This is a genomic window from Erwinia sp. 1181_3 (assembly GCF_052824965.1).
In genome coordinates this window covers 231,864-253,398 of the sequence record NZ_VTDE01000001.1, presented here as the reverse complement: position 1 = coordinate 253,398, position 21,535 = coordinate 231,864, and the positions used below count along the sequence as shown (strand labels likewise).

Below are 21,535 nucleotides of genomic sequence, written 5' to 3'. Positions count from 1 at the left end.
CTAGCGCTCTCTGCTGGTCTCTGAGGGTTTCTTTTAGTGTTACGCTATAACATTACGTGAGCCTTAATGATTTTGCGAGTGACACAAGGTGAGCACAAGAAGTGACACAAGGGGGCTTGACGCAATGCCTAACCTCATGATCTACTGAGGGTCCTCCACTTAGTCACACCTCATGTTTCGTTCTTCTGAGACGACGAGACATAGAGTTTCCTTAGCTAGGGAGACCTAAAGTGATGTGTAGAGTATTCACTTAAGAGGTCTAAAGATGATTATCTATTCAGATGTACGGTTTAGTTATTCATTCTCGTACGCCAGCCTTCTTCTGCATTCGAATAAGGCTGGCGTAGTGTGAAGGCCTCGACTGATACAATACTGACACAACCCGCCAAAGTCACTCCTATCGTAAGACATTCCCTTAAGAATGACCTTGGTGGTGCAGGAACCTGCTATAACCTTGACGCCGCGCGAGGATAAAGAAGAGCGCGCCTAAAGGTGTTGATGTGACTAAAGCCGATTCTCCTCCGTGCGGAACACCGCCACCAGCTCGCGTAATTGATTCGCACGCGCGGCAAGCTCGTCTGCCGACGACGCTGATTGTTCAACCAGAACGGCGTTCTGCTGGGTGACCTGATCCATCTGATTGACCGCAATATTGATCTGCGCAACACCCGCACTCTGTTCCTGTGAGGAGGAGGCAATGTCGTTAACCAACTGGGCCGTCTGCTCAATCGCTGAGACACTTTGCTTCACTTTGTCCCCTGCATCCTGCGCCATAGAAATACCCTGACGAGCATTTTCAACCGAGTGGGTGATCAACTGCTTGACCTCTTTAGCTGCACTGGCGGAGCGCTGAGCCAGCGCTCTGACTTCGGCCGCCACAACCGCGAACCCTTTTCCATGTTCACCCGCACGTGCGGCCTCAACGGCAGCGTTCAGTGCCAGAATGTTGGTCTGAAACGCGATACTGTCGATCACACGGATAATTTCTTCAATCTGACCGGCACTGGAGCTGATCTTTTGCATTGACTCCAGAACGGACTCCATGGCTTCCCCGCCCAGCAGCGCAGCATCGGTTGCTGAACTGGCCATGCCGGCAGCGTGGCGGGTGTTATCCGCATTCTGCAAAATAATCGATGAAAGTTGTTCCATGCTGGCAGCAGTTTGAGCGAGAGAGGCGGCCTGTTCTTCTGTGCGTGCTGAGAGATCGCCATTTCCCTGTGCTATCTCTTCAGAGGAGGTGGCGATGGTTGTCGCATTATTTTTTATATCGGCAACCAGTTCCGAGAGGCGGTGACGCATTTGCATTAAGGAGTGAATTAGCGCCGCCATTTCATTGGTGCCGTTAACCTGAACCTGAGACGTCAAATTACCCGAGGCAACCTCTCTGGCAACGTGTGCCACATCACGCAGCGGATCAGTGATGGAACGGATGATATAAATCGCCAGTGTCACAACGATAAGCATAATCGTTGCCAGCACGCCTAACAGTTCATATTGATTATATCTATGTTCACTTATCTGCGCCGACAGCATGTTATCTAATTCATCCGCTGCTTCATTGGCGAAGGTAGAGTACTGATTGATAGCATTGGTGAAAACAGCAACAAATTCGGTCGGTTTGAGATTATTCAGACTACGATTCACAAAGACAGCTTCTGCCATTTTCAATGCTTCATCGGTTTGTTTAAAAGCATTGCTCGTGCGAGTACTGAATTTTGTGCGCAAAGAATGATCGGTCTCGAATGATTTCAGCAGATTGTCATTATAAAGACGCAGGGCATTTCTGCCATTCAGTATCTGAAACTCCATGCGGGCATAGTCGCTGTCGTTAATACCTTCCTTACTTGCCAGTAATGAGGTACCCCGGGCACGGATCTGCCCGAGTGTTTCAGTCAATTCCGGCAACCGGTTAAAAGTGCTGATGATAAACTGATAAGTATTTAAATCAGGATCCAGTGATAATCCGTAGAAATCGACGACCTGCATATTGGTATCGAGCAATGTACGTATCAGCTGGGCATGGTGCGTTAAACTGGTTGCCAGGGTTAAATTTCGGTTATCTATATCAGTTTGTAGTTGACGCCAAAGGCCGGTCAGCCTGCTAAAACTTTGCAGGGCAGCACTTTCACTGGCCGAGGAGCGCAATGTGCCCTGAATGGCATCGCTTAATACGTTGATCTGTTCTTTCAATGCCAGCCTTGCCGGTGCATCGGGCGTGTTTTGAGCGATAGCGATGGCGGCTTCTGCACGATGGCGCTGCATAAGATTCAGCAGTACCAGCATCTGTTTTTCAACGGGGATGCCCTGTAGTTCTAACTCTTTTGCACTGATCTGCTGATTTCCCTCATCAATAAATAAGGCGGTAGGTACAGCAAAAAGTATCAGTGCAAAGAAAGCAAGGAGCATGAATTTTGCAGGCAGGTTGATATTATTCAGTATCTTTTTCATTTTGTATTTATTTCCACAGGTGAAATTTTAGTACTAAAAATGTGCTGTTAATGCATTGTGCTCAGTTTGTATTTTTTGTCAGAGCCAAAATGTAGTGATTAACGAAAATGAATAAACTGAATTTTTTTAAAAGCATTTTCATGCCATGACGGGCAATAAGTTGTTTTTACCAATTGGTCGATTAATTTTTATGAATTATAGGTAGGGATTCGCGATTGTCCACGAGGTAAATAGATGATATTTATTAACGTGACTTTTGAATCCAATTCATTATCAGTAAGTTGATTTTTATCGTTATTTTTAAATTTAGCTGTTTATATGGTCACGATGGTTTTGATCGATCATACGTATTTCTTATGGTTTGAAAAAAAGATTTAAGTTTTGCTCAATAATGCCGATAAGCGGTTTTTTGAGATACGTATCTTATTATTAGGTGAAATGAGTAAATTATTACCTGTTCTTATCGCTGTGGGGGGAGCGGATACATCGACACAGTGGCAGTATCAATCTGCTCTGTTGATTACATTCTGAGGGTAGGACATTTTTTTGTTTCATAGCAGCCAGCGTGGGGCCAGATGAATGTCCCCCACGCGATGACGCGATAAAAATGGCTCACTCAATGCGCTTTCAGCACAGAATCAGTGCTGTCTTTGTCGAATCGGGATTCTCTGAGCGCCTCTTTAACCCGCTTAAGATTATCGCGGAATTTTGCTCCGCGCCGCAGGGTGAAGCCGGTGGCCAGCACATCAATCAGCGTTAATTGCGCCAGGCGCGACACCATCGGCATATAAATATCGGTATCTTCAGGAACATCCAGCGTCAGGGCCAGCGTGGCCTCGCGCGCCAGTGGCGACCCGGGAGAGGTGATGGCCAGTACCGTGGCATCGTTTTCCCGCGCCATCATCGCCAGCTCAACCATATTTTTGGTGCGGCCGGTATGGGAGATCAGCACCATCACATCGCCTTCACCGCTGTTCATGCAGCTCATGCGCTGCATCACAATGTCATCGGAATAGATCACCGGCACATTGAAGCGGAAAAATTTATTCATTGCATCGTGTGCCACGGCAGCAGAAGCCCCCAGACCAAAGAAGGCAATTTTCTTTGACTGGGTCAGCAGATCGACGGCACGGTTAACGGCACCGACATCCAGACTTTGTTTCACCCGATCCAGCCCGGCCATCGCGGACTCGAAAATTTTCCCTGAGTAAGACTCAACGCTGTCGTCCTGTTCAACGTTACGGCTGACATAGGGCGTTCCGCTGGCCAGGCTTTGTGCCAGCTGCAATTTGAAGTCAGGGAAACCTTTGGTTTTCAGCCGGTGGCAAAAGCGATTCACCGTCGGTTCGCTTACGCCCGCCGCGCGAGCCAGCAGGGCAATGCTCGAATGCATGGCAGTGGTGGGAGAATCGAGAATGACTTCGGCAACTTTGCGCTCTGATTTGCTCAGATTTTCCAGCTGTGATTGAATTTTTTCCAGCATATTCATAGTGCTACCCGTTCATACATTCTGACGATTTCAATCAAAGGAGAAATCGATGTCATTTTGTAGAGAATATACAATGCGCTACAGCCTCGGTGGCAGTAGCATAACGACATTAATTTACATTTTTTGCCAGAGTTTGAGCTGTGTCTGATTTTCAGAATGGTAAGAACAGTAACAAAAATGACGAAAAATTACGCACAATCTGATGGTAGGCCTCCGAAGGTTGCCACTAAATTAAGCATTGATTGAATACATTGTGCCGCAGTGGCCTCCCCTGGTTTACGAGGAGCAGGCAAAAGCAGTACATTGTATTGAAACAAAATTACAATAAGAGTCTGTCCGACTACGGAATCTCAGGGACAGGCTAATCCTGCAACGAGGAGAATGAAATGGCGGTTACACAAACAGCCCAGGCATGCGATCTGGTAATTTTCGGTGCCAAAGGCGATCTTGCGCGCCGGAAACTGTTGCCCTCTCTGTATCAATTGGAAAAAGCCGGTCAGATCCATGAAGATTCACGCATTATCGGCGTTGGCCGTGCGGAATGGGATAAGGCTGCTTATACCAAGGTGGTGCGTGAGGCACTGGAAACCTTTATGAAGGAGAAGATCGACGAAGCGCTGTGGGATAAACTCAGCAGCCGTCTCGATTTCTGCAACCTGGATGTGGATGACCGCAGCCATTTCCCTCGTCTGGGAAAAATGCTCGACCAGAAAAAACGCGTCACCATTAACTACTTCGCGATGCCGCCAAGCACCTTCGGAGCCATCTGTAAGGGCCTGGGTGAAGCGAAGCTGAATGCGCAACCTGCACGCGTTGTGATGGAAAAACCACTGGGTACGTCTCTGGCAACATCGCGCGAGATTAACGACCAGGTGGGTGAATACTTCGAAGAGAACCAGGTGTTCCGCATTGACCACTATCTCGGTAAAGAGACGGTACTCAACCTGCTGGCGCTGCGTTTTGCTAACTCCCTGTTTGCCTCTAACTGGGATAACCGTACCATCGATCACGTGCAGATCACCGTGGCGGAAGAAGTGGGGATCGAGGGCCGCTGGGGTTACTTCGATAAAGCGGGCCAGATGCGCGATATGATCCAGAACCATCTGTTACAGGTGCTGACCATGGTGGCCATGTCGCCGCCAGCCGATCTCTCTGCGGATCGCATTCGCGACGAAAAAGTGAAAGTTCTGCGCTCCCTTCGTCGTATCGATCACACCAACGTGCGTGAAAAAACCGTACGCGGTCAGTACACCTCCGGTTTTGTACAGGGCAAAAAAGTCCCTGGCTATCTGGAAGAAGAGGGGGCGAACAAATCCAGCACCACCGAAAGCTTTGTTTCCATCCGCGTGGACATCGACGACTGGCGCTGGGCTGGTGTTCCGTTCTATCTGCGTACCGGCAAGCGTCTGCCAACAAAGTGTTCAGAAGTGGTGGTGTATTTCAAAAACCCGGCACTTAACCTGTTTAAAGACACCTGGCAGGAACTGCCACAGAACAAACTGACCATTCGTCTGCAGCCGGATGAAGGCATGGATATTCAGATCCTGAACAAAGTGCCAGGGCTGGATCACAAACATAACCTGCAAACCACCAAGCTGGATCTGAGCTTCTCAGAAACCTTCAATCAGTCGCATCTGGCGGATGCCTATGAGCGCCTGCTGCTGGAAACCATGCGCGGTATCCAGGCCCTGTTCGTGCGTCGTGACGAAGTTGAGGAAGCCTGGAAATGGGTTGACTCCATTATGGATGCCTGGTCTTCCGATAAAGAAGCACCTAAGCCTTATCAGGCGGGAACATGGGGGCCTGTGGCTTCCGTGGCCATGATTACCCGTGATGGTCGGTCGTGGAATGAATTCGAGTAATCTGTCCTGACAGGTTAAGCCCGCTTCGGCGGGCTTTTTTGTGGGCAAAATACGGCTTCATAAAAAATGAACCTGCATTTTAAAAACACAACGATCGCGTAGACGCTCGCGGTGCTTCTCCTGTATGGTAGATCGCATAATCACTTCCTGACGCCGCGAGCGTCACTTTTGCCTGCTACGATCCACCAGGACGGAAGGCAGGCCAGACAGGAGAACGTCGTTGATGAGTAACTGGAAAACAAGCGCTGAACAGATTCTGAAAACAGGCCCGGTTGTGCCGGTGATCGTGGTGAACAAGCTTGAGCATGCTGTTCCGATGGCGAAAGCATTGGTAGCGGGTGGTGTGCGTGTGCTGGAAGTGACGCTGCGCACGCCCTGCGCGATGGATGCCCTGAAGGCCATGGTGAGAGAAGTGCCTGAAGCGATTGTTGGGGCAGGCACCGTGTTGAACGCGCAGCAGTTGAAAGAAGTCACCGATGCGGGCGCGCAGTTTATCATCAGCCCGGGCCTGACCGAGCCGTTGCTCAGAGCCGCTGTAGACGGCCCAGTGCCGTTGATCCCGGGAATCAGCACCGTGTCTGAATTGATGACCGGTCTTGATTATGGTCTGCGTGAGTTTAAATTCTTCCCGGCGGAAGCTAACGGCGGCGTGAAAGCCTTACAGGCGATTGGCGGGCCTTTCCCACAAGTACGTTTTTGCCCGACGGGCGGCATCTCGCCGGCTAACTACCGCGACTACCTGGCGCTGAAAAGTGTGCTATGTATTGGTGGGTCGTGGCTGGTGCCAGCGGATGCGCTGGAAGCGGGGGATTATGACCGTATTACCCGCCTGGCGCAGGAAGCCGTTGCCGGGGCGCGATAAAACCACAAGGGGCGGAATTCCGCCCCTTGAATAATCCGCAGGTCTGTCAGCCGCTGACTTTTACGCTGGCAGCGGCACTGATGGCACGCTGCACCGCCTCTTCCACGTCATTGCCCGTTGCCAGTGCCACACCAAGACGGCGTTTGCCCTGAATTTCTGGCTTGCCAAACAGGCGCAGTTGCAGCCCGGCGCCCAGTGCAGCAGACAGGTTGGCGAACTGCACATTGTTGCTGTCCAGCTCTGGCAGGATCACTGCTGATGCCGCCGGACCGTACTGACGGATGCCGCCAATGGGCAGACCGAGGAACGCGCGCACATGCAGCGCGAACTCGGAGACGTCCTGAGAAATCAGCGTGACCATGCCGGTATCATGCGGGCGTGGCGACACTTCACTGAACACCACCTCATCACCGCAAACAAACAGCTCAACGCCAAACAGACCGCGTCCACCCAGTGCATTCACCACTTTTTCAGCAATCTCCTGCGCACGTTTCAGTGCGAGCTCGCTCATCTGCTGCGGCTGCCAGGATTCGCGATAGTCGCCATCTTCCTGACGATGTCCGATAGGCGCGCAGAAGTGAATGCCGTCGACAGCATTGATGGTCAGCAGGGTAATTTCGAAATCAAACTTCACCACGCCTTCAACGATCACCCGACCGGCACCGGCACGGCCACCCTGTTGTGCATATTCCCATGCAGCATCCAGCTGTGCGGCTTCACGGATAAAACTCTGCCCTTTACCGGAAGAACTCATCACGGGTTTTACGATGCACGGGAAACCGATCTCATCAGCGGCGGCCAGGAAAGCCTCGCGGCTGTCGGCAAAGCGGTAGGATGACGTCGGCAACGCCAGATCTTCCGCAGCAAGGCGGCGAATACCTTCACGGTTCATGGTCAGTTTCGCGGCGCGTGCGGTCGGCACTACGTGCTGTCCCTGTTTTTCCAGTTCGATCAGCATATCGGTGGCGATCGCTTCAATTTCCGGCACCACGAAGTCCGGCTTTTCCTGCGCGACCAGTGCGGCCAGGGCTGCGCCATCCAGCATATTGATCACATGGCTGCGGTGGGCAATGTGCATCGCAGGGGCATCGGCATAGCGATCCACGGCGATCACCTCCACACCCAGACGCTGGCATTCCAGCGCTACTTCTTTGCCCAGTTCACCGGATCCCAGCAGCATTACACGGGTTGCATTAGGGCGCAGCGCAGTTCCAAGAGTTGTCATAATCTCTACCTGAATGGATTGAAAAAAACGCGCGAAGTATAAACGAAAACGTTTGCGTAATCATCCGCACTTTACGCTTGAGTGAAAAAAGCGACGCTGCTACACTGTATAAAAATACAGTTAAACAGGACGAAAATCATGGCTGTTGAAATCAAATACGTTGTCGTCAGAAAAGGTGAGGAAAAGATGACATTTGCCAGCAAGAAAGAAGCCGATGCTTACGACAAGATGCTCGACCTGGCGGAAGTCTTTGCCGACTGGCTGACCGCCAGCCCGCTGGAAATGGAAGAACAGCAGGGTGAAGCGCTGGGGCTGTTTATGGCGGAAAATAAAGACGCGCTGCAACAGATCCTCCGCACCGGTAAACTGCCTGAAGAGAGCAGTGCGGCTGATAACAGCGACGCATCTGATGAAGGCAAACTGCGCGCGGTGTAACCCGCCCCTGCTGTGGCTGATCTTTTTTCTGATCAGCCGTTCAGATCATTATGTGCTCAGCACACTGCGCAATGACGCCATCGCTGCCTGTGCCGTTGCCAGCGGGTCAGCAGCGTGGCGTTGATCGTTAAATACTTCCAGGCCTATTGGCCCCTCGTAACCGATCTGCTGCAAATGCGCTAACAGCGCCTTCAGTGGGTATTGGCCCTCACCGGGTAACAATCGGTGATGCCGGGCCGTATCGACCAGATGCTTTGCATCCGGCTGCTCATTCAGATCGGACAACTGCACCAGAAAAATCCTCTCTGCCGGAATACCGGCCAGGTCTTCCAGCGTTCTCTGGCGTACAAAAATATGAAAAGCATCCACCACCAGCCCCAGATTGGGTGCGTCAATTTGCTGGATAAGCTGCCATGCCTGGGCGGTGTTATTAATATGCTGGCTCCAGGCCATCGCCTCATACGCTACGCGCAGGCCATGATCTGCCGCCTGCTGCACCAGCCAGCGTAAATCCGCTTCGATACGTTCTGTGCAACAGTGCGGATGAGTGGATGCCGGCACCAACAGCGTTGATGCGCCAAGGCGTTGCGCCGTTGCCATCATCTGTAAGGCTTCATGCCGTTTATCCTCACGCAGGCTCTCTGGCGCCCCATCAAAATCCAGCAGCACCTGGTAATCCGTCAGCCCGAGGGAAAGCTGCTGGCAGAGATCGGCCAGCGCGGCGGCATCGCCCACGGCTTCACTCACATCCTGCTGCCACAATTCCACCTGACTGAAACCCGCCGCTGCAGCTGCACGCAGTTTCTCTTCACTGCTGCCACCGAGCAGGATGGTATTGATAAACAATGGGTTCGCCGAAAATGCCATTTGTATCGATTCTCCTCTGCGTAATTTCCTTTTCAGGGTAGAGGCAATGCAACCATCCAACAACTTATCCACGACTGACTGCAGGATATCTGTCCATCTGCCGCTGGAAACAACGGGAAATTTTACAGCCTTTTCATCGTTTGACGTTTCCTGACGTGTGCTGCTTTATTGTGGTGTTTTCGGGTAATGAAGGACTGACTATGAGCAACTGGCTGCAACAGATTCAGACGGTATTAGGCAAGGCAGGCAAATCCTCCTCTGGCGGAGAAGGGCTGAGCAAAATGCTGGCCCCCGGTGCACTCGGTGGCCTGGCGGGATTGCTGATTGCCAGTAAATCTTCCCGCAACCTGTTGATGAAGTACGGGAAGAACGCCGTAATCATCGGCGGCGGTGCTGCTGCGGGTGCCCTGTTGTGGAATAAGTACAAACAGCGTGTCAGTGAAACCCATCAGGATCAGCCTGAGTTTGGTCAGCAGAGCTCCCCGGTCGACCGTCGCGCCGAGCGTCTGATTGAAGCGCTGGTCTTTGCGGCCAAAAGTGACGGCCATATCGACAACGATGAGCGTAAAGCCATTGATGAACATATTCGCCAGTCTGGTTTAGGTGCGCAGGGCGAGCAGCTGGTGCAGCGTGCCATTGACTCTCCGCTTGATCCGCAGAAGCTGGCGGCCGATGTGAAAAACGAAGAAGAAGCGCTGGAGGTCTATTTCCTCAGCAACCTTGTCATCGATGTTGACCACTTTATGGAGCGCAGCTATTTGCAGGCGCTGGGCGATGCCTTGAAAATCCCACAGGACGTGCGTCAGTCGATTGAAACCGACATTCGTGCCGAGAAGCAGAAGCTCCCTGCCTGATAGATCAGTTAATCCTTCGCGGGTGAACACTGTCACCCGCGCAAAAAAATCCCCTGAAAAGCACGTTGTTGCACTGATAACGGCTTGTTAATCAGTCTGGTTGCTGCCAACCTTACACACAGGCACAGCAACTGCGAAGAGACTATGACACCTCCTAAAGCGAATAAAATTCCCCATCAGATGACCCTGCACGGTGATACCCGTATCGATAATTATTACTGGCTGCGCGACGACGAGCGCGAAGCGCCAGAGGTGCTTGCTTATCTGCGGGCTGAGAACGACTACTGTCAGCAACAGTTGCTGCCGCAGCAGGCCTTACAGGCGGAGCTGTTGCAGGAGATCATCGACCGCATTCCTGCCCGTGACCATTCGGTGCCTTATGTGAAGCGGGGATATCGTTATCAGAGCCGCTATGAAGAGGGGAATGAATACACGATTTACGCCCGTCAGCCCGCCGACACGAAGACGCCGGACCACTGGGATACGCTGCTGGATGGCAATCAGCGTGCTGCTGACCATGAGTTTTATACCCTGGGCGGCGTGGCGATCAGCCCGGATAACCAGAAAATGGCCGTGGCAGAAGACTTCCTGTCACGCCGGGTGTACGGCATTCGTCTGTGCAACCTTGAGAACGGCGAGTGGTACCCGGAAGTGCTGGAAGGCGTCTCCTCCGCGATGACGTGGGCCAGTGATTCGCGAACCCTCTACTATGTGCTGAAAGATAAAAAGACGCTGCTGCCGTATCAGGTATGGCGGCATACGCTGGGCACGCCGCAGCAGCAGGATCAGTTGGTGTATGAAGAGGAAGATGACACCTTCTACGTCAGCGTTTACAAAACCACGTCCGAAGAGTTTGTGGCGATTGCTCTCGGCAGCAGCACCACCAGTGAGATCCTGTTGCTGGATGCCGCTGATGCCGATGCTCAGCCCCAGCTGTTCTCTGCGCGGCGTAAAGATCATGAGTACAGCGTGGACCATTATCAGGGGCAGTTCTATGTGCGTTCCAACCGGGATGGCAAGAACTTCGGGTTGTACCGCAGCGACAGTGCAGATGAGCAGCAGTGGCAGCCGCTGATTGCGCCACGGGATACGACTGTGCTGGAAGGCTATACGCTGTTCCGCGACTGGCTGGTGGTGGAAGAGCGTCAGCAGGGGCTGACCAGCCTGCGTCAGATAAACTGGCAAAGCGGTGAGAGCACCAGCATTGCCTTCGACGATCCGGCCTATGTGACCTGGATTGGCCATAACCCGACGCCGGACAGCAGCAAAGTTCGCTACGGCTACTCATCCATGACCACGCCGGATACGCTGTTTGAACTGGACCTGGACACCGGTGAGCGTGAAGTCCTTAAGCAGACGGAAGTGAAAGGGTTTGATGCGGCGCGCTATCGCAGCGAACGCCACTGGATCACCATGCGTGATGGCGTCGAGGTCCCCGTTTCACTGGTGTACCGTAAAGACAGCTACCAGCCGGGAACCAACCCGTTGCTGGTTTACGGTTATGGTTCTTACGGCAGCAGTATGGATGCTGATTTCAGCGCCAGTCGTCTCAGCCTGTTGGATCGCGGGTTTGTCTTTTCCCTGACGCATATTCGTGGCGGCGGTGAGATGGGTCAGCAGTGGTACGACGATGGACGTCTGCTGAATAAAATGAACACCTTCCATGACTTTATCGATATCACCGATGCGCTGGTGGAGAAAAAGTACGGCGATGCGGAAAAACTCTATGCGATGGGCGGAAGTGCCGGTGGGTTGCTGATGGGCACCGTCATTAATATGGCCCCGGAGCGTTTCAAGGGGGTCGTCGCGCAGGTGCCGTTCGTGGATGTGGTGACGACGATGCTGGATGAAACCATTCCGCTTACCACTGGCGAATATGACGAGTGGGGCAATCCGGCTGAGGAGCAGTATTATCACTACATCAAACAGTACAGCCCGTATGACAACATTAAGGCGCAGGATTATCCGCATCTGTTGATCACCACCGGTCTGCATGACTCCCAGGTTCAGTACTGGGAGCCAGCAAAATGGGTGGCTAAGCTACGTGAGCTGAAAACCGATAATCATCTACTGTTGCTGCAAACGGATATGGACTCTGGTCATGGCGGAAAGTCAGGCCGTTTTAAAGCCTATGAAGGGGTGGCGCTGGAGTATGCATTTCTTATCGGGCTGGCCAGCGGCCTGCTGACCACACCCGCGGCTTAATCCGTCGCACTCAACGCCCGCTGCATGGCACTGCGTAAGTCGGGCTTCAGATCCGTGATATTTTTTAGCATCCACTTTAAATATCCCGGATCTTTCTTCGCCACATCATCCACTTTCTGCCCGCGATACTTACCGAACGGGAAGGTATTAAACGATCCCTGCACCTGCATCCGACGGATCATCTCTGGCGCATCCCAGCCGCTGAACGACATAATACGGATCAGCAGCGCCGCAGTGATGTAGCAGTCATATAGCGCACGGTGGGCATGTAAATTTTCCGGCGGCGTCACCTCCAGCTGTAAGGATTCGCGCAGCGCCAGATTACTGTATTTCAGGCCCGGCCACAGGCGGCGCGAAAGCGCCATTGTGCAGATCCATTCACCGGGCATCTCTGGCAGCATACGGCGGTCAAAGCTGGCATTGTGCGCCACATAATAAGGGCTGCCGTGATAGCGGCCGATCGCCTGCTCAATGGTGGGTTTCCCCCGCACCATGGCCTCGGTAATTTTATGGATGGCCATGGCTTGATGGCTGATAGGGCGGTCGGGTGAGATCAGGTCGCTCATTGGATTGACGATTTGTCCGTCAATCACATCCACCGATGCCACTTCGACAATACCACCCTGCAGGCCGCAGGTTTCCGTGTCTATCACGCGTAACATAGCTTCTCCCGTTTACAGAACTGACGGGCAGGGTAACGAATGCGCCTCTCCTTGCCAATGATTACCGCTACGACGGGCAATAATCAGTTGCTCGCCTTCGCCCCCGCGTATGACCTGGCGTCCGGTCGCGTCCCAGAAAGCACTTTTACCCGCACACTGGTAGCCGCCCGTGGGCCAGGCGTGATTCGCCATCACCACGGCCATTTGATAATCACGCGACCAGCGGGCGAGGTAGCTGCAGTCGGTTTCATATCCCTGCTCGGAAACCAGCACGCTGGTGGCATAGAGATCGGCACCGCGAACGGAGGCATCACGGGCAAAGGCTTCCACGCTGATATCGGCACAAATGGCCAGCGCCACCTGATGACGCTGATATCCAAATAACGGCACCGTATTACCTGCCGCGAAAATCTCTTTTTCCTGACCGTACAAATTGCGCTTACTGTAGGCGATGCGCGTACCGTCCGGCAGGAATGTCAGTGCGGATAGGCGAACATTATTGTCCGCCTTTAATGGCAGACCGATGCTGATGCCCATCTGATGCTGCTGCGCCGCGTGGGCAAAGGGTTGCAGCCGTTCGTCGTCCAGCGAGAGCGCCAGTTCAGCCATCAGCGGAAGCTCATAACCGGTCAGCGAAAGTTCAGGGAACATCAGCAGTTCAACGCGCAGCGACGCGGCCTGCTGGATAAATTCGAGGTGGTGGTGAATATTCCAGGCGATATCGCCCGGACGGGAACCTGACTGTGCTGCCGCGATAGTCCAGCTGGACATAAAAAAACCACCCTGAAGAGTAAAGTAAGGCCTTCATCTCAACCGAAGCGGGAGCAAAAAACAAGCCACTATTTTTGTTTAGGTTCGTACGGCAGACGCGAGAGTGACAGGGAGGCCTGGCGGTAGTGAGTCAGACGCTCACGGAACCACTCCTGTAGCGCTGGCGGTTGCTCACGCAGCACCATTTCGGCAATAACCGGCATGTTATAGCGTTCTTTAAACGCCACCCCGGCAGCGGCCAGATCAACGTTGATTTTGTCTTTATCTGTCTGCGGCAATGTGGCCAGATTGTAGCTCATGGTATTCCCCCCCTTAGTGTGTGGCAGAAAATAATGCAGAAGGCACGGATTAGCAAGTCTGACGGCCCATTGATAGTCGCTATCACCTCGACACCCGTTTTTAAGCGGAGTATTCTTTCGCCCTCAGGCAGCAAGGCGCTGCGATTTGCTAAGGATCATTGCGACATATGCGACATTTCTTCAGGGTTTCCGGCTTCTTACTCGCCGCACTGTTTACCCAACAGGTTTCCGCTCATGCCCACCTTAAAAGCCAGTATACCGCGGTTAATCCCGCCGGTAGCGAATGGCCTGAGTCACTGACCATCTCCTTCAGCGAGGATATCGAGCCAGCATTTAGCGGCGTGGTCGTCAGCCGTACGGACAACAAGCCGGTCGATCAGATCAAAGCCGCCCTTGACCCGAAACAGCACAATACCCTGCGGGTACAGTTTAAACAGCCGCTGAGCAGTGGTGAGTACAAGGTGACATGGCATGTGCTGTCAGTAGACGGCCATAAGACCAAAGGGAACTACACCTTCAACGTGAAGTGATATGTCACTCACGGGCTTCTATATTCTGTGCCGCTGGCTGCATTTCTGCGCACTGATGTCGCTGGTCGGGGCCGGAGTCACCACGACGTTGCTGGCTCCGGCACGTTATCGCGCCGATCTTACCCGGCGGCTGATGCCGTTAATCCGGGTGAGTACAGGGCTGACGCTGCTGAGTGCGCTACTGTTGCTCGCGGCACAGACAGGACAGATGGGGGACGGCTGGCAGGATACGCTTGAAGGTGATATCTGGCTGGCGGTGCTACAGACGCAGTTTGGCCGCGCATGGCAGTGGCAACTGGCGCTGGCCGTACTGTGTTGTCTGGTGCTGTGCTTTCGCAGACGACTGAGTGGGCAGTTGTGCCAGCAGACGGTGTTGCTGTTAGCCGTATTGCAGCTCTGCGGGCTGGCCTTTACCGGACATGCTGCGATGCTGGATGGCTGGAGCGGTGTATTCCAGCGCGCCAATCAGACAGTGCATCTGCTGAGCGCGGCATTCTGGGCGGGTGGCCTGCTTCCTGTCGTTTACCTGATGCGCGCAGCGCGGAGCCCCGAGCATCGTTACGATGCCATTAGCACCATGATGCGTTTTTCTCGCTACGGTCATCTGGCCGTCATGCTGGTGGTCATCAGCGGGGTGATCAATGCGTTGCTGCTGCTCGGCTGGCCGCCTGCCAGTTTCCGCCTCTACAGCCAGCTGCTGGTGCTGAAATCCCTGCTGGTTGGCGTAATGATGGGCATTGCTCTGTTTAACCGCTACTGGCTGGTACCGCGTTTTCAGCATAGCGGGGCAGGGGCGCAGCAGTCGTTTATCACCAGTACGCTGGTGGAGATCGCTCTGGCGGCGGTGGTACTGCTGGTGGTGGGCATTTTTGCCACACTCGAACCTGCCTGATCAACACCTGTTTTCGCTTATCCCGATTCAGTTTATGTTTTATCGTTTGAGGTACTAACAAGATGAAAAAGTTGGCATTATTTTGCGTCGCACTGGGCATCAGCAGCAGTGCAATGGCTGGCATCGAAACCGTGAGCCGTTTCGATATGGGCAAAGAGAACTGGCCGTTTGTGCGTGAAGAGATGATGTTAAGCTGTGAAAAAGGCAACGTGCTGCTCGCCATTAACGATGGCACGCTGGTGCAATATCCGCTGAATGATGCGGCGGAAGCCAAAGTCAAAGCGGGCCAGATAAAGGCCGGATTCCCAATCAGTAAGATTCTGGCTGACGACCCGGCCAACCCGGGCCAGAAGAAGAGCCTGGCCCCGATTATCGCGCGCGCCGAAAAGCTCTGTAACTGATTGCACGACGCTGGCGCATACCTTTCGGTGCGCCAGTTATTTCCCATTCCACTCTCGCTGAAAAGCGCAGCCCGCCCGTTTCTGCCGCCGCGATCACAATGCTAACAATCAGTTATTACGTTGTTTACAACTGGCTGGTAAACCCCCACAACTGGTCTATCTTTTAAAGTGCAAGGCGAATCGCCTGCAATAATGCCAACTTTTAGCGCACGGCTCTGAAAAGAGCCCTTTCCCTGGACCAAAGACAGGAATCGTCTTTGGTCTTTTTTTGGAAGCGATTTTGTATCGACGCTATAACCGTGCCCCCAATCCCAACATCCCCACCTCCGTTTGCTTTTCCCCCTAACATAACGCAGTATCTTCAACGGCTTGCCGCTACATGGGCAACTTGCACTGCGGCGTTACGCTGCCACGGGTTCCGATGCCCGATATCAATAAATCACATGTACAAAAGGGTATTGCAATGGGAACCATGTTGGGGCTGCTGGGATTGATGTTGGGTGCATGGGCGGTACGCAGTATCTGTATGAAACCCATTAACAATGTGAAGAAGGTGATCCTTGCGCTGATTGCCGGGCTGTATTTTCTCTCGGCAGGCGGAATAGGGGGCACGGAAGAGGACAAGATCCCCTACGTTATCATTGCGATGCTGATTGGGGCGGCGGTGGTGTGGTACGGAAATCGTGTCTATAAAGAAAATCCCACCAACGCTGAGTAAGCCAACATTTTGCCCCAGCAATGATGTTGCAGGGGAATGATGCTCGCTGCCTCTTAAGGAGCCTCGGATGACCGATCGCGCCACGCCTAATCTGCCCTCGCGGAATTTCACTGAGACAGAACATTTTTATCGTCAGATTGGTTTTACCACGCAATATAAAGATGAGCACTGGTTGATTATGCTACGTGGGGATCTGACGCTGGAGTTCTTCCCGCATAAGGATCTTGACCCTTACAGTAGCTGGTTTAGCTGCTGTCTGCGGCTGGATGATCTCGATGGGTTTTATGCGGTGTTGCAGGACGCCGGTATTGAGGAGAAGTGCGAAGATTTCCCGCGTATTCATCCACCCCGCGAACAGCCCTGGGGATTGAGAGTGGGGGCGCTGGTGGACCATGATGGAACGTTGATCCGACTGATTAGCAATTGAGTCAGGAGGGTGCTGGTTCCGTCTCCTTATTGCCTTCCGGCAGGTAAGAGGCTAACCAGATCTTGTCTTGCATTAGGATCGGACTCATTTTGATTTAACGTCAAAGTGGGGCTTTTCTCTATAAAAAACGGGGCCTGTATCAGCCCCGTAATTTTATGATTCGTTCTCTTTTTCCAGACCTTCCTGATGTGTCTGTCCTTCCTCGATAAAGTCAGGATCAATCCCATCGGTATTGCCTTTATGGTCCTTACCGGACAACAGGTTCCAGCAGGAGATAAACAGCGCGGCAATCAAGGGACCAATCACGAAGCCATTGAGACCATAGATTTCCATACCACCGAGGGTCGAAATGAGAATCAGGTAGTCCGGCATCTTGGTGTCTTTCCCCACCAGCAGTGGGCGCAGGATGTTATCGATAAGACCGATGACCACCACAAAGAAGAACGTCAGTGCCAGACCTTTCACCATCGCACCGGTGAAGAAGAAATACAGCACCACAGGCAGCCAGATAATCGCTGAACCAACCGCCGGGATCAGTGACAGGAAGGCCATCAGCGACCCCCATAAAATACTGCCCTGAATATCCGCAAACCAGAATGCAATGCCACCCAGCGCACCCTGTACTGCAGCTACGACGATGGTGCCTTTAACCGTTGCGCGTGATACCGCCGCAAACTTCACAAACAGATGTTGTTTAACAAACTGCGACAGCGGAATGGCATCCAGCGCCAGGCCGACAAGATAGGCTCCATCTTTCAGAAGGAAGAACAGCAGATACAGCATCACACCAAAGCCGATGGCAAAGCTGAAGGTGCTTTTACCAATCATCATCAGGCTACCCGCAAAGAACTGGCCGCCTTTCATCGCCACACCAGACAGCTTTTCCTGAATGGCACTGGCATCGTTCATGTTGTTTTCTTGCAGGAAGTGACGCAACCATTCGGGTAAATGATTGATAACGCTTGCTGCCACCGTGGTGAGTTCGGTCTGGTTACCCTGCAAACGGTTGTAGAGGGCGTTGAACTCTACCGCCAGTGAGGAGGCGACCACGGCCAGTGGGATAAATACAATCAGGCAGATCACCAACAACGTCAGCAGCGATGCCAGGCCGTTTTTATCGCCAAGATGTTTTCTGATTTTGGTTTTAAGTGGATGGAAAATAATCGCCAGAATGGCGGCCCAGAGGATCGCCGAAAAATAAGGCCCCAGGATGTGAAAAAAAGCCAGCGTGGTTGCCGCCAGTATAAAGATAAAGAATCCCTTACTAATGCCCTGAATGATCATTTTATTGTCTCTGTTTATGGTCTCGGTAATGAACGTATTCCCTTTGATCGCTAAAAATAGACCACGCTCCGGTTACCAGCAATGTTCGCCGGAAAATTTAAAGGAAATGAAGTCTAAGCAACGGTATCAGGTCTGTTGGCCAGGCCAGCGATAAATTTTATGCGCCAGCAGGGAGAAATCAGATTGATACCCTTCGCCGCTGGCTTTCATCATGGCGCGCAGTTGCGTCAGCGGCGTGCTGCAATGCCCGACGCTGGCATAGATCACCACATTGCCACTGGGCGTGGTGCAATAGAGCACAGTGCGAAACAGGGTTGTGAGTGCATCGGAAAACGCGGAGTCTTCATCCGGGGCCTGAGGATGGTTCAGTACCAGCCAACCGTTGGGCTGTAACGTTTGCGCGCATTGACGCAAAAACTCACGTGACGACTGCAGGGGCACAATGGCGCTGGCGGAATACAGGTCAGAAAAAATCAGTGAGTAGCGGGCAGGGTCTGCCTGCGCCATGAAATCGGCGGCATCTTCCACCCGATAGTGAATATCTGGGGTTACCGGCAGGTGAAAATGCGCCAGGGCAACATCCAGCACCACCTGACGCAGCTCCACGGCATCAATGACGATCTGTGGGTTACCTGCAAACAGCGGTCGTATCAGGCATCCGCCACCCAGACCCAGCACCAGAATGCGGTTCGCGGGAGTCAGCGCCGTAGCCATCAACATGGCACAAATGTATTTATGTACGGGGATCATCGGGTTGCTTTTCTGCATTTTGCTTTGCTCGAAAACCCGGTCAAAGCTCAGAAGGCGGTAGACCTTGTTATCGATCACGGTGACCTCACCGTGTGCATCCTCAGCGGTGGCCACAATGTCGCCCCGAATGCGAAACAGCATGGAAGAAGTGTAAACATCGTTGTCAGACATGATGGTGATTCCGTGGCGCTCAGCCGGAGCCGAGTCCTTGATGATCATTTTTATACTATGTTTACATTTAACCGCAGGGCAGAGCAATGCGTGTTGTTCGCATAAAGGCAGCCCCCGATGGTTTTTACCCGCAAGAAATCACGCAAAATATCGTAGCATGAGGGTTTCATGATGAAATAAGGACGATTCAACCCCACTTTCTGCCATCATGGCTTGTGCATCATCGCCCGGCACTCTACGATGTCAGGTGGCCCGGTGCTGCGGATAACCGTAACACTGATGACTGGCCAGGAGCCTGTTGCATGAAAAGCGAGAAAGAAATTTCCATCGACCAGTTTACGGATGATGAAAAAGTATTGGTGGAGCAGCGGGTTAAAACGTTGACCGATAAACTCAGTCACGTCGCCAGTAAGAAAGAAGAGAAAGAAATCCTCAAAGAGGCCAAGCGGTTAGTGATGAAAGAGCGCGTTGTGCGCGAAAGCAGCAAAGTGGTACTGGCTAAGAAACCACGTAAACCGTCTGCGGCAAAAGAGAGCGAAGTGAAAGATTTTAGCTGGAGTGGTTCACTGCGTAAAAATCCGCGCGCACTGAAATAATTCTGTTATCGGGGCTGTGATGGCCCTTGTATTCCTGTCTGCTTATCTCGCCTATCCCACGATAATCAAATGTACCAGTCGCGCCAGCACCTCAATAATTAATAAACTGCCTGTGGTAATCAGGGCCAGCGTCAGATAAAACTGCCTGCGTTTGCTCATCTCTGTGAAATCCGTGAAGGTCAGAAAGACATCATTTTAAAGCAATTGCGATAAACCATGCCTCAATATCGTGCCAATTGGCCGTGCCATAACGTCAATGGCGGCTCCGAAAAACCGCCAGTGAGTTACACGCTGAACAGCTTGCCGTCGCGTACCAGTTCTCGGGGGTAGCTATTTTTAATGCGGCTACCGACCTTTTTGGCTATACCAATCGGCTGCTGCTGATAACAAATGATCAGCTCATCACCCGGCAGTTCATGCTCAGGATAGATATCCCGCCCACGATACCACTCTTCCGCTTCACTGCTGCTCAATTCAACAGCATGAGGTGCCGCCGGATCAGCCAACGCGATAGCGGCTTCATGCTGCCAGCGGTAACCTTTCGGGAATGTTTCTGCCAGCTTCAGGCCGATTCGAGAGAAACGTACGCGGCCCAGCAATGCTTCTATCGCGCGCGGGAACAGCCACAGCTCTTTGTCACGCTGCCACAGCGCCATGTCATCTTCCCAGCGCAGTCCCGATTTTGCCGCCGCGGCGATCACCTCTTCCTGCTGTTTACGATTGAGCGGGCTGAAGGGCGGTTTCCCCACTTTATAGCCGGGCACCGGCAGAGGAGGCACGCTTGCCGTTTTGCGCAGACGTGCAACAAAGAAGCCTTCGCTGTCGAAAATGTGCGGGAACACATGGAGGAAACCCTCCGGCGTGGCCGCCTTTTCCGCTCCCTCGAACAGCGAGTTCAGGGGTTCAATCTCTACGGCATTCGGGTACTGTTCCTGCAACCAGGTAATGACCTGCTGATTTTCACTGCGGTTCAGGGTGCAGGTGGAGTAAACCAGCGTGCCACCCGGGCGCAGGGCATGAAACGCACTGTTGATCAAATCTTGCTGCGTGGCGGCAATCTCGGCGGTGCTGGCTTCAGACCAGTTACGCAGGGCGTCCGCATCTTTGCGGATGACACCTTCACCCGAGCAGGGGGCATCCAGCAGAATAGCGTCAAAGCACTCGGGTAGCGCCGGGCCGAAGACGCGTCCATCGAAATGGGTCATTGCGGTATTGCTCACGCCGCAGCGGCTAAGGTTAGCGTGCAGCACTTTCACGCGGCTGGCGGAGAATTCATTGGCAAGGATGGCGCCATGATTCTTCATCCTGGCAGCAATCTGCGTGGTTTTTGAACCTGGCGCTGCCGCCATATCCATAATCCGCTCAGGAGAGGTATCACCGGAAAACAGTGCACTGACCGGTAGCATCGAGCTGGCTTCCTGGATGTAGAATAGCCCGGCGAGGTGTTCAGCGGTGCTGCCCAGCGGCAGCGTGTCGGCATCGTCACGGCTGATCCAGAATCCTTCTGCACACCAGGGAATCGGCGTTAATGCCCACTGATACGGCGCCACCTGTACGAGAAAGTCCGCCACGCTGATTTTTAACGTATTGACGCGAAGGCTGCGGCGAAGAGGTTGCTCACTGATGGCGAGAAAACGTTCGTATTCGGTGTTATCTGGCAGTAACTGCTGCATTTGATCGAGAAAGGCTTGCGGAAAATAGACGCGGGAAGAGTGAGACACAGGCTGAATCCAGGGGAAATAAGTGCTTGCAGTTTAGCATGGTCATGACAGTGGTAAAAAATAAGA

21 protein-coding genes are annotated in these 21,535 nt (G+C 52.9%); 11 read left to right on the top strand and 10 right to left on the bottom strand.

Annotated elements, in window-relative coordinates; genetic code table 11:
* Positions 1 to 504: 504 nt before the first annotated feature.
* Together FY046_RS01155 and FY046_RS01150 are read right to left on the bottom strand one after the other, a co-directional pair.
* The gene (locus tag FY046_RS01155; RefSeq protein ID WP_133841793.1) at positions 505 to 2,448 is read right to left on the bottom strand and encodes a methyl-accepting chemotaxis protein; all 1,944 of its coding nucleotides are present in this window, start codon (positions 2,446 to 2,448) and stop codon (positions 505 to 507) included.
* Between the two features lie 616 nt (positions 2,449 to 3,064).
* The gene (locus FY046_RS01150; RefSeq protein WP_133841794.1) at positions 3,065 to 3,937 is read right to left on the bottom strand and encodes a MurR/RpiR family transcriptional regulator; all 873 of its coding nucleotides are present in this window, start codon (positions 3,935 to 3,937) and stop codon (positions 3,065 to 3,067) included.
* 386 nt (positions 3,938 to 4,323) lie between these two features.
* On the opposite strand from FY046_RS01150, the gene zwf reads away from it, so the two are divergent.
* Positions 4,324 to 5,799, top strand: a complete 1,476-nt coding sequence (gene zwf / locus FY046_RS01145; RefSeq protein ID WP_133841795.1) for a glucose-6-phosphate dehydrogenase — start codon at positions 4,324 to 4,326, stop codon at positions 5,797 to 5,799.
* A gap of 223 nt (positions 5,800 to 6,022) precedes the next feature.
* Entirely contained in the window at positions 6,023 to 6,661 is a 639-nt protein-coding gene (locus FY046_RS01140; protein WP_446185611.1) for a bifunctional 4-hydroxy-2-oxoglutarate aldolase/2-dehydro-3-deoxy-phosphogluconate aldolase, read from the top strand.
* Positions 6,662 to 6,707: 46 nt separating this feature from the next.
* On the opposite strand, the gene purT is transcribed toward FY046_RS01140, so the two are convergent.
* The gene (purT, locus tag FY046_RS01135; protein WP_446185610.1) at positions 6,708 to 7,886 is read right to left on the bottom strand and encodes a formate-dependent phosphoribosylglycinamide formyltransferase; all 1,179 of its coding nucleotides are present in this window, start codon (positions 7,884 to 7,886) and stop codon (positions 6,708 to 6,710) included.
* A 138-nt stretch (positions 7,887 to 8,024) separates the two neighbouring features.
* Between purT and FY046_RS01130 the strand changes: the two genes are divergently transcribed.
* Positions 8,025 to 8,321, top strand: coding sequence for a YebG family protein (locus tag FY046_RS01130; RefSeq protein ID WP_133841798.1), 297 nt, complete (start codon positions 8,025 to 8,027; stop codon positions 8,319 to 8,321).
* A 48-nt stretch (positions 8,322 to 8,369) separates the two neighbouring features.
* On the opposite strand, the gene FY046_RS01125 is transcribed toward FY046_RS01130, so the two are convergent.
* On the bottom strand, positions 8,370 to 9,188 hold the full coding sequence (locus FY046_RS01125) for a sugar phosphate isomerase/epimerase family protein (protein ID WP_167863771.1): 819 nt from the start codon (positions 9,186 to 9,188) through the stop codon (positions 8,370 to 8,372).
* Positions 9,189 to 9,388: 200 nt separating this feature from the next.
* Here FY046_RS01125 and FY046_RS01120 point away from each other — a divergent pair, with 200 nt between their 5' ends.
* Both FY046_RS01120 and FY046_RS01115 read left to right on the top strand, forming a co-directional pair.
* Complete coding sequence (locus tag FY046_RS01120; RefSeq protein WP_159336498.1) at positions 9,389 to 10,042, top strand: tellurite resistance TerB family protein; 654 nt, start codon at positions 9,389 to 9,391, stop codon at positions 10,040 to 10,042.
* A 144-nt stretch (positions 10,043 to 10,186) separates the two neighbouring features.
* Positions 10,187 to 12,247, top strand: a complete 2,061-nt coding sequence (locus FY046_RS01115) for a S9 family peptidase (RefSeq protein ID WP_446185609.1) — start codon at positions 10,187 to 10,189, stop codon at positions 12,245 to 12,247.
* On the opposite strand, the gene exoX is transcribed toward FY046_RS01115, so the two are convergent.
* The 3 genes from exoX to FY046_RS01100 form a co-directional block, all read right to left on the bottom strand.
* The gene (gene exoX, locus FY046_RS01110; protein ID WP_133841802.1) at positions 12,244 to 12,909 is read right to left on the bottom strand and encodes an exodeoxyribonuclease X; all 666 of its coding nucleotides are present in this window, start codon (positions 12,907 to 12,909) and stop codon (positions 12,244 to 12,246) included. The genes FY046_RS01115 and exoX overlap by 4 nt on opposite strands.
* 12 nt (positions 12,910 to 12,921) lie before the next feature.
* Positions 12,922 to 13,680 (bottom strand): carbon-nitrogen hydrolase family protein, encoded by a 759-nt coding sequence (locus FY046_RS01105; RefSeq protein ID WP_167863774.1) that lies wholly within the window; start codon positions 13,678 to 13,680, stop codon positions 12,922 to 12,924.
* Between the two features lie 68 nt (positions 13,681 to 13,748).
* Positions 13,749 to 13,979: a DNA polymerase III subunit theta gene (locus tag FY046_RS01100; RefSeq protein ID WP_133841804.1), complete on the bottom strand. Its 231-nt coding sequence runs from the start codon at positions 13,977 to 13,979 to the stop codon at positions 13,749 to 13,751.
* Positions 13,980 to 14,146: 167 nt separating this feature from the next.
* Here FY046_RS01100 and copC point away from each other — a divergent pair, with 167 nt between their 5' ends.
* The 5 genes from copC (at position 14,147) to FY046_RS01075 (ending at position 16,947) form a co-directional block, all read left to right on the top strand.
* Positions 14,147 to 14,509 (top strand): copper homeostasis periplasmic binding protein CopC, encoded by a 363-nt coding sequence (gene copC / locus FY046_RS01095; protein ID WP_167863775.1) that lies wholly within the window; start codon positions 14,147 to 14,149, stop codon positions 14,507 to 14,509.
* A gap of 1 nt (position 14,510) precedes the next feature.
* Positions 14,511 to 15,401: a copper homeostasis membrane protein CopD gene (gene copD / locus FY046_RS01090; protein WP_446185608.1), complete on the top strand. Its 891-nt coding sequence runs from the start codon at positions 14,511 to 14,513 to the stop codon at positions 15,399 to 15,401.
* Between the two features lie 62 nt (positions 15,402 to 15,463).
* Positions 15,464 to 15,802, top strand: coding sequence for a YebY family protein (locus tag FY046_RS01085; protein ID WP_133841807.1), 339 nt, complete (start codon positions 15,464 to 15,466; stop codon positions 15,800 to 15,802).
* A 463-nt stretch (positions 15,803 to 16,265) separates the two neighbouring features.
* Positions 16,266 to 16,520 carry a hypothetical protein gene (locus tag FY046_RS01080; RefSeq protein WP_421504430.1) on the top strand — a complete coding sequence of 85 codons (255 nt, stop codon included), beginning with the start codon at positions 16,266 to 16,268 and terminating at the stop codon, positions 16,518 to 16,520.
* Between the two features lie 67 nt (positions 16,521 to 16,587).
* Positions 16,588 to 16,947, top strand: a complete 360-nt coding sequence (locus FY046_RS01075) for a bleomycin resistance protein (protein ID WP_212812869.1) — start codon at positions 16,588 to 16,590, stop codon at positions 16,945 to 16,947.
* A gap of 153 nt (positions 16,948 to 17,100) precedes the next feature.
* Here FY046_RS01075 and FY046_RS01070 read toward each other — a convergent pair whose 3' ends face one another.
* Together FY046_RS01070 and FY046_RS01065 are read right to left on the bottom strand one after the other, a co-directional pair.
* On the bottom strand, positions 17,101 to 18,231 hold the full coding sequence (locus tag FY046_RS01070; RefSeq protein ID WP_446185607.1) for an AI-2E family transporter: 1,131 nt from the start codon (positions 18,229 to 18,231) through the stop codon (positions 17,101 to 17,103).
* A 126-nt stretch (positions 18,232 to 18,357) separates the two neighbouring features.
* Positions 18,358 to 19,152: a spermidine synthase gene (locus tag FY046_RS01065; protein ID WP_159336531.1), complete on the bottom strand. Its 795-nt coding sequence runs from the start codon at positions 19,150 to 19,152 to the stop codon at positions 18,358 to 18,360.
* Between the two features lie 302 nt (positions 19,153 to 19,454).
* On the opposite strand from FY046_RS01065, the gene FY046_RS01060 reads away from it, so the two are divergent.
* The gene (locus FY046_RS01060) at positions 19,455 to 19,748 is read left to right on the top strand and encodes a hypothetical protein (protein ID WP_133841811.1); all 294 of its coding nucleotides are present in this window, start codon (positions 19,455 to 19,457) and stop codon (positions 19,746 to 19,748) included.
* 284 nt (positions 19,749 to 20,032) lie between these two features.
* Here FY046_RS01060 and rsmF read toward each other — a convergent pair whose 3' ends face one another.
* The gene (rsmF, locus tag FY046_RS01055) at positions 20,033 to 21,469 is read right to left on the bottom strand and encodes a 16S rRNA (cytosine(1407)-C(5))-methyltransferase RsmF (RefSeq protein ID WP_446185606.1); all 1,437 of its coding nucleotides are present in this window, start codon (positions 21,467 to 21,469) and stop codon (positions 20,033 to 20,035) included.
* Positions 21,470 to 21,535 lie beyond the last annotated feature (66 nt).

Bases quoted from the DNA above. Each gene is read 5' to 3' on its own strand.
- FY046_RS01155 (WP_133841793.1), bottom strand. From the start codon at position 2,448: ATGAAAAAGATACTGAATAATATCAACCTGCCTGCAAAATTCATGCTC.
- FY046_RS01150 (WP_133841794.1), bottom strand. From the start codon at position 3,937: ATGAATATGCTGGAAAAAATTCAATCACAGCTGGAAAATCTGAGCAAA.
- zwf (WP_133841795.1), top strand. From the start codon at position 4,324: ATGGCGGTTACACAAACAGCCCAGGCATGCGATCTGGTAATTTTCGGT.
- FY046_RS01140 (WP_446185611.1), top strand. From the start codon at position 6,023: ATGAGTAACTGGAAAACAAGCGCTGAACAGATTCTGAAAACAGGCCCG.
- purT (WP_446185610.1), bottom strand. From the start codon at position 7,886: ATGACAACTCTTGGAACTGCGCTGCGCCCTAATGCAACCCGTGTAATG.
- FY046_RS01130 (WP_133841798.1), top strand. From the start codon at position 8,025: ATGGCTGTTGAAATCAAATACGTTGTCGTCAGAAAAGGTGAGGAAAAG.
- FY046_RS01125 (WP_167863771.1), bottom strand. From the start codon at position 9,188: ATGGCATTTTCGGCGAACCCATTGTTTATCAATACCATCCTGCTCGGT.
- FY046_RS01120 (WP_159336498.1), top strand. From the start codon at position 9,389: ATGAGCAACTGGCTGCAACAGATTCAGACGGTATTAGGCAAGGCAGGC.
- FY046_RS01115 (WP_446185609.1), top strand. From the start codon at position 10,187: ATGACACCTCCTAAAGCGAATAAAATTCCCCATCAGATGACCCTGCAC.
- exoX (WP_133841802.1), bottom strand. From the start codon at position 12,909: ATGTTACGCGTGATAGACACGGAAACCTGCGGCCTGCAGGGTGGTATT.
- FY046_RS01105 (WP_167863774.1), bottom strand. From the start codon at position 13,680: ATGTCCAGCTGGACTATCGCGGCAGCACAGTCAGGTTCCCGTCCGGGC.
- FY046_RS01100 (WP_133841804.1), bottom strand. From the start codon at position 13,979: ATGAGCTACAATCTGGCCACATTGCCGCAGACAGATAAAGACAAAATC.
- copC (WP_167863775.1), top strand. From the start codon at position 14,147: ATGCGACATTTCTTCAGGGTTTCCGGCTTCTTACTCGCCGCACTGTTT.
- copD (WP_446185608.1), top strand. From the start codon at position 14,511: ATGTCACTCACGGGCTTCTATATTCTGTGCCGCTGGCTGCATTTCTGC.
- FY046_RS01085 (WP_133841807.1), top strand. From the start codon at position 15,464: ATGAAAAAGTTGGCATTATTTTGCGTCGCACTGGGCATCAGCAGCAGT.
- FY046_RS01080 (WP_421504430.1), top strand. From the start codon at position 16,266: ATGGGAACCATGTTGGGGCTGCTGGGATTGATGTTGGGTGCATGGGCG.
- FY046_RS01075 (WP_212812869.1), top strand. From the start codon at position 16,588: ATGACCGATCGCGCCACGCCTAATCTGCCCTCGCGGAATTTCACTGAG.
- FY046_RS01070 (WP_446185607.1), bottom strand. From the start codon at position 18,231: ATGATCATTCAGGGCATTAGTAAGGGATTCTTTATCTTTATACTGGCG.
- FY046_RS01065 (WP_159336531.1), bottom strand. From the start codon at position 19,152: ATGTCTGACAACGATGTTTACACTTCTTCCATGCTGTTTCGCATTCGG.
- FY046_RS01060 (WP_133841811.1), top strand. From the start codon at position 19,455: ATGAAAAGCGAGAAAGAAATTTCCATCGACCAGTTTACGGATGATGAA.